General features: G+C 74.1%; 4 protein-coding genes. 3 read left to right on the top strand and 1 reads right to left on the bottom strand.

Annotated elements, in window-relative coordinates; translation table 11 throughout:
- Positions 1–895 (top strand): serine hydrolase (locus DKT68_RS28095; protein WP_109820397.1); only part of this gene is annotated, 895 nt, incomplete at its 5' end.
- A 113-nt stretch (positions 896–1,008) separates the two neighbouring features.
- Positions 1,009–2,151 (top strand): MBL fold metallo-hydrolase, encoded by a 1,143-nt coding sequence (locus DKT68_RS28090; RefSeq protein WP_109820396.1) that lies wholly within the window; start codon positions 1,009–1,011, stop codon positions 2,149–2,151.
- Between the two features lie 12 nt (positions 2,152–2,163).
- Here the strand turns inward: DKT68_RS28090 and DKT68_RS28085 are convergent, their stop codons facing one another.
- Positions 2,164–3,675, bottom strand: coding sequence for a deoxyguanosinetriphosphate triphosphohydrolase family protein (locus tag DKT68_RS28085; protein WP_109820399.1), 1,512 nt, complete (start codon positions 3,673–3,675; stop codon positions 2,164–2,166).
- Positions 3,676–3,817: 142 nt separating this feature from the next.
- On the opposite strand from DKT68_RS28085, the gene DKT68_RS28080 reads away from it, so the two are divergent.
- On the top strand, positions 3,818–6,213 hold a 2,396-nt coding region (locus tag DKT68_RS28080), incomplete at its 3' end, for a Tex family protein (protein WP_236647103.1).

Raw genomic sequence — 6,213 nt, 5'->3', positions numbered from 1 at the left:
CACCACCCCCGCCCAGGCCGCCCGCCGGGTCGCCGCCAGCTACACCCGGCGCAGCACCGAGGCCGGCGGCAACTGGCAGGCGTACGTCAGCGTGGCCGACCCGGCCGGTTCGCCGGTCGTCGCGGTGGCGGCCGAGGCGGACCGGCGGATCGAGGCGTACAGCGTCAACAAGATCGCGGTGGCCACGGCGGTGCTCGACAAGGTCGACCGGGGGCTGCTCACCCTCGACCAGCGGGTCGAGGTGACCGCGGCGATCGTCGTACCGGGCGGCGACGGCATCTTCAGCCTGGACGGCGCGTACCCGAGCAGCGTGACCCTCGGGCACGTGCTGGCCAACCTGCTGACCGTCTCCGACGACACGGCGGTGCGGCTGTGCGGCCTGGTGTGCCCGGCCGCCGAGATCAACGCCATCCTGGTCGGCAAGGGCTTCCCGAACACCCAGGTCGAGCCGGTGGCCAACCCGAACAGGTTCTTCCTCGGCACCAGCACCCCACGGGAGACACACGACCTGCTGCGCGCCCTCGTCGCCGGCACCCTGCTCTCCCCCGCCTCGACGACGTTCCTGCTCGGGCTGCTGCGCTCCCCGGTGGCGTTCACCGACGGCATCCGGCGCACCATGTCCTCCGACGAGCGGGCCCGGATCGCCACCAAGGCGGGCTGGTTCGCCGACGCCCGGCACGAGGCCGGAGTGATCTTCGACCGGTCCGGCGCCGCGGTGCTCACGTACGCGCTCTTCGCCGACGGGCAGGCCGACCCGGACAACTTCGGCGCCACCCACCCGGCGGTGCAGGCCCGGGCCGCCATGGGCCCCCGGTTCCTGGCCGCGGTGGACCGGCTCGCCGGCGCCGGCACGTCGTACCGGATGGCGGCCCGCCGGCCCAGCAACGGCGGCTGAGCACGCTCCCGGGCCGGTCGCCGTGGCGGCGATCGGCCCGGTGCGGCGACCGCCGGAGCGCGAGCCGGCCCGGGTGACTACCGTGTAGTGCGGGACACGGCGGAGGGACGGCGATGGCACCAGCGGAGCGCACGAACGTCGAACGGTCGCTCGGGCGACGCATGCGCGGCGCGGCAGGGCTGGCCGCGCTGGCCGGCCTGGCCTGGGTTGCCCGGGACGTGCCGGCGGCGCTGGGCGGCCGCCTGGCCGGGGCCCGGGCCGAACGGGCGGCCCGTTCGCCGCAGTTCCGCGACGGCACCTTCCACAACCAGGCCGGCACCCGCACGATGGTCGCCGAACCGGGTCGCAACCTGCTCCGCGAGCTGATCTTCGGCAAGCAGAAGCGGCGCCCGAGCACGGCGGTGCCGCTGCTGCGTCCGAGCGCACCACAGGCCGCCGACACCGCCGACGAGCTCAACATCGTCTGGTACGGCCACGCCTCGGCGCTGATCGAGATCGAGGGTCGGCGGGTGCTGCTCGACCCGGTCTGGAGCGAGCGCTGCTCGCCGTCGGGCCTGGTCGGTCCCCGCCGACTGCACGAACCGCCGGTGCGCCTGGACGAGTTGCCCCCGCTGGACGCCATCCTGATCTCCCACGACCACTACGACCACCTGGACATGGCCACCGTCCGGGAGCTGGTCGCGCGCCAGTCGGCGCCGTTCCTGGTGCCGCTCGGGGTGGGCGCGCACCTGGACCGGTGGGGCGTACCCGCAGACCGGATCATCGAGCTGGACTGGGCCGAGTCACACCGGGTCGCCGGGCTGGAGATCACCGCCACCGCCGCACAGCACTTCTCCGGCCGGGGGCTGCGCCGCGACGGCACGCTCTGGAGCTCCTGGGTGGTCGCCGGGGCCCGGCGCAAGGTCTTCTACACCGGCGACTCCGGCTACTTCGACGGGTACGCCGCCATCGGGGCCGAGCACGGGCCGTTCGACGTGACGCTGATGCAGATCGGCGCGTACGACCGGGCCTGGCCGAGCATCCACATGTTCCCCGAGGAGGCGGTCGACGCCCACCTGGACCTGCGCGGCGGGCTGTTGATCCCGGTGCACTGGGCGACGTTCAACCTGGCCCTGCACGACTGGTCCGAGCCGGTGAACCGGCTGTGGGCGGAGGCGAAGGCCCGCGACGTCCGGCTGGCGGTGCCCCGTCCTGGCGAGCGCGTGGTGGTCGACGACCCGCCCGCGGTCGACGGCTGGTGGCAGGCCGTCGCCTGACCGGCGGGCCGCTCAGAGCACGAAGGCGTCGGTCCAGAGCGCGCCGGAGCGGCCGGACAGCGCGTCCAGCATGGCCACCGCCTGGCCGTCGGTGAGCTGCGCGACGAAGTCCACGATGGCCCGCCCCCGGGCCCGGCCGATCCGGTCCGGGGCACGCGGGTGCAGCTCCGCCTCGGCCAACTCGACCAGGTCGTGCAGCCGGCGCGGCAGCCGCGACTCCTCCTCCGGGTCGAGCAGCCACTCCCACAGCGCCTCGACCAGCGTGCCCAGCAGCCGGGCCTGACCCCGCTGGTGCAGGGCGAGATCCGGGCGGGCCAGCACGAACCGGTGGTGGACGAACTTGAGCACCTGCACCTCGTGCCACTGGGCGCAGCCGAGCAGCACGTACCCGGAGCGCACCGACGGCTGCTCGGTCACCGTGATCGCCTCGACGAAGCGGGTGGACCAGCGGGCGGAGAACCGCGCCACGTACTGCTCGGCCTCGATCGAGCCGTCGAACGGCATCGCCAGCAGCCCGTCCACCAGCTCCTCCCGGACGTGCTCGACGGCGGCCGCGAACGCGTCGTCGTCGGCGATCCAGGCGTCCTTGCGGTGCAGTTGCCGGCGCAGACGCTCGATCGCCGCGCCGGGCCGCCGGGCCGCGGTGGCCAGCGCCGCGTCGGTGATCGCCCGGAAGTGCCCGCTCTCCCGCTGCCAGGCCATCAGCTCGGCGGAGACCGCGCCCTGCTGGAGCACCCCGACCCGGTAGAAGTCCTCCACGTCGTGGATGGCGTACGCGATGTCGTCGGCGGTGTCCATCACGGACGCCTCCACGGTCTGCTGCCAGTCCGGGATGCGCCCGGCGAACGGCTCCCGGGCCTGCCGCAGGTCGTCGAGCTCGGTCCGGTACGCGCCGAACTTCGACGAACCGCTCTCCGGGTCGTCCGGCGGCGGGGTGGCCCCGCGCGGCGGCGGGTCCATCGTGCGGGGATGCGGGTCGGGGTAGTCCAGCCGGGTCCACGGGTACTTCAGCATCGCCGCGCGGACCGCGGCGGTCAGGTCCAGCCCGGTGGTGGCCGCGCCCCGGATCTCGGTGCTCGTGACGATCCGGTACGACTGGGCGTTGCCCTCGAAACCGTCGGCGAGGCCGAGACGCTGCCGGGCCAGCCGGTCCAGCACCCGCTCACCCAGGTGCCCGAACGGCGGGTGCCCCAGGTCGTGGGCGAGCGCGGCGGCCTCCACCACGTCCGGGTCGCAGCCACCGAGCTTGTCCAGCAGGTCGCGCCACCGCCCGTCGCCCGTCAACCGCTCGGCGATCGCGCGGGCCACCTGGGCGACCTTCAGGCTGTGGGTGAGCCGGTTGTGCACCAGCAGCCCGGAGCCGACCGGGCTGATCACCTGGGTGACACCGCCGAGGCGGGCGAAGAACGGCGAGCCGACGATCCGGTCCCGGTCGGCGCGGAACGGGTTGCCCGCGAGGTCGCCGAGGGTCCGGGCGCTGCCGCCGAAGAGCCGCCGGGCGCGCGGCTCCGCAGCTGTTTCCATGATCGCCACGCTAGCGCAGGCCGGGCGGGGCCGCCGACGGGTCGCCCCGGCCGGGCGCGACGACAGCGCCCCGGAGCGCCCGGCACAATGCAGGCGGTACCCGCTCTTTGAAGGCGGATCGAGTCGAAGGCGGATCGAGATCGTGACCCAGTCTGTTCATCAGCGGATCGCCGACGAGCTCGGCGTGGCCGAGCGTCAGGTGCGGGCGGCCGTGGAGCTGCTCGACGGCGGCGCCACCGTGCCGTTCATCGCCCGCTACCGCAAGGAGGCCACCGGCCTGCTCGACGACACCCAGCTGCGCACCCTGGAGGAGCGGCTGCGCTACCTGCGCGAGCTGGACGAGCGGCGGGCCGCGGTGCTGGAGTCGATCCGGGGCCAGGGAAAGCTGGACGAGGCCCTGGAAGCGCAGATCATGGCCGCCGACTCGAAGTCCCGGCTGGAGGACATCTACCTCCCGTACAAGCCGAAGCGGCGGACCCGCGCGCAGATCGCCCGCGAGGCCGGGCTGGCGCCGCTGGCCGAGACGCTGCTCGCCGACCCCACCCAGGACCCGCGAGCGACCGCCGCCGGGTTCGTCGACCCGGAGAAGGGCGTCGCCGACGCCGCCGCCGCGCTGGAGGGCGCCCGGGCGATCCTCATCGAGACCTTCGCCGAGGACGCCGACCTGATCGGCACGCTGCGCGAGCAGATGTGGTCGCGGGGCCGGCTGGTGTCCCGGGTACGCGAGGGCCAGGAGACCGCCGGCGCCAAGTTCGCCGACTACTTCGACTTCTCCGAGCCGTACCCGAAGCTGCCCTCGCACCGGATCCTCGCCATGTTCCGGGGCGAGAAGGAGGGCGTGCTCGACCTGACCATGGAGCCGGAGGAGGCTGGCGAGGCCGACGCCGCGCCGACCGGCCCGAGCCGGTACGAGGCGGTGATCGCCGGCCGGTTCGGCGTGTCCGACGCCGGCCGCCCGGCCGACCGCTGGCTGGCCGACACCGTCCGCTGGGCGTGGCGTACCCGCATCCTCATCCACCTCGGCGCGGACCTGCGGATGCGGCTGTGGCAGGCCGCCGAGGAGGAGGCGGTACGCGTCTTCGCCATGAACCTGCGTGACCTGCTGCTCGCCGCGCCCGCCGGCACCCGACCCACCATGGGGCTGGACCCGGGCCTGCGGACCGGGGTCAAGGTCGCCGTGGTGGACGCCACCGGCAAGGTGCTCGCCACCGACACCATCTACCCGCACGAGCCGCGCCGGCAGTGGGACCAGTCGATCGACACCCTCGCCCGGCTGGCCGGCGCGCACGGCGTGGAGCTGGTGGCGATCGGCAACGGCACCGCCTCCCGGGAGACCGACAAGCTGACCGGTGAGCTGATCAAACGGCACCCGCAGCTCAACCTGACCAAGGTGGTCGTCTCCGAGGCCGGCGCGTCGGTCTACTCGGCCTCCGCGTACGCCTCGCAGGAGCTGCCCGGGATGGACGTGTCGCTGCGCGGCGCGGTGTCCATCGCCCGCCGGCTCCAGGACCCGCTCGCCGAACTGGTCAAGATCGATCCGCGGTCGATCGGGGTCGGCCAGTACCAGCACGACCTGTCCGAGATGAAGCTGTCCCGGTCGCTGGACGCGGTGGTGGAGGACTGCGTCAACGCGGTCGGGGTGGACGTCAACACCGCCTCCGCGCCGCTGCTGACCCGGGTCTCCGGGATCGGCGCCGGGCTGGCCGAGAACATCGTGCTGCACCGCGACGCCAACGGGCCGTTCCGCTCCCGAGCCGAGCTGAAGAAGGTGGCCCGGCTCGGGCCCAAGGCGTTCGAGCAGTGCGCCGGCTTCCTGCGCATCCCCGACGGCGACGACCCGCTCGACTCGTCCAGCGTGCACCCCGAGGCGTACCCGGTGGTGCGCCGGATCCTCTCCACCACCGGCCAGGACCTGCGGTCGGTGATCGGGAAGAGCACGATCCTGCGCGGCCTGCGGGCGACCGACTTCGTCGACGACCGGTTCGGCCTGCCCACCGTCACCGACATCCTCGCCGAGCTGGAGAAGCCCGGCCGCGACCCCCGGCCGGAGTTCCGCACCGCCACCTTCGTCGAGGGAGTCGAGAAGATCGGTGACCTGACGCCGGGCATGGTCCTGGAGGGCGTGGTCACCAACGTGGCCGCGTTCGGCGCGTTCGTGGACGTCGGGGTGCACCAGGACGGTCTGGTGCACGTCTCGGCGATGTCCCGGACGTTCGTGAAGGACCCCCGCGAGGTCGTGAAGTCCGGTGACGTCGTCCGGGTCAAGGTGCTCGACGTGGACGTCCCCCGCAAGCGGATCTCACTGACCCTGCGTCTCGAGGACGAGGCGGGCGCGACACCCGACGGGCAGGGCACCAGCAGCGGCCGGGCCGCCCAGGACGGACGTGGCGGGCCGGCACAACGGGGCTCACAGGGCGGACGCGGTGGCCCGGGGGGTGGGCTCGGCGGCCAGGACCAGCGCGGCGGTCAGGCCGGGCGTGGTGGCCCGGACCAGCGCGGCGGTCAGGGCGGGCGTGGTGGCCCGGACCAGCGCGGGGG

This window comes from Micromonospora acroterricola (assembly GCF_003172955.1).
GTDB lineage: Bacteria > Actinomycetota > Actinomycetes > Mycobacteriales > Micromonosporaceae > Micromonospora > Micromonospora acroterricola.
Note: the sequence above shows the minus strand (reverse complement) of the source record. Positions and strands in the feature narration are given on the sequence as shown.

What these genes read in the sequence shown, in the direction of transcription:
- DKT68_RS28090 (WP_109820396.1), top strand. Translation starts at nt 1,009, where the DNA reads ATGGCACCAGCGGAGCGCACGAACGTCGAACGGTCGCTCGGGCGACGC.
- DKT68_RS28085 (WP_109820399.1), bottom strand. Translation starts at nt 3,675, where the DNA reads ATGGAAACAGCTGCGGAGCCGCGCGCCCGGCGGCTCTTCGGCGGCAGC.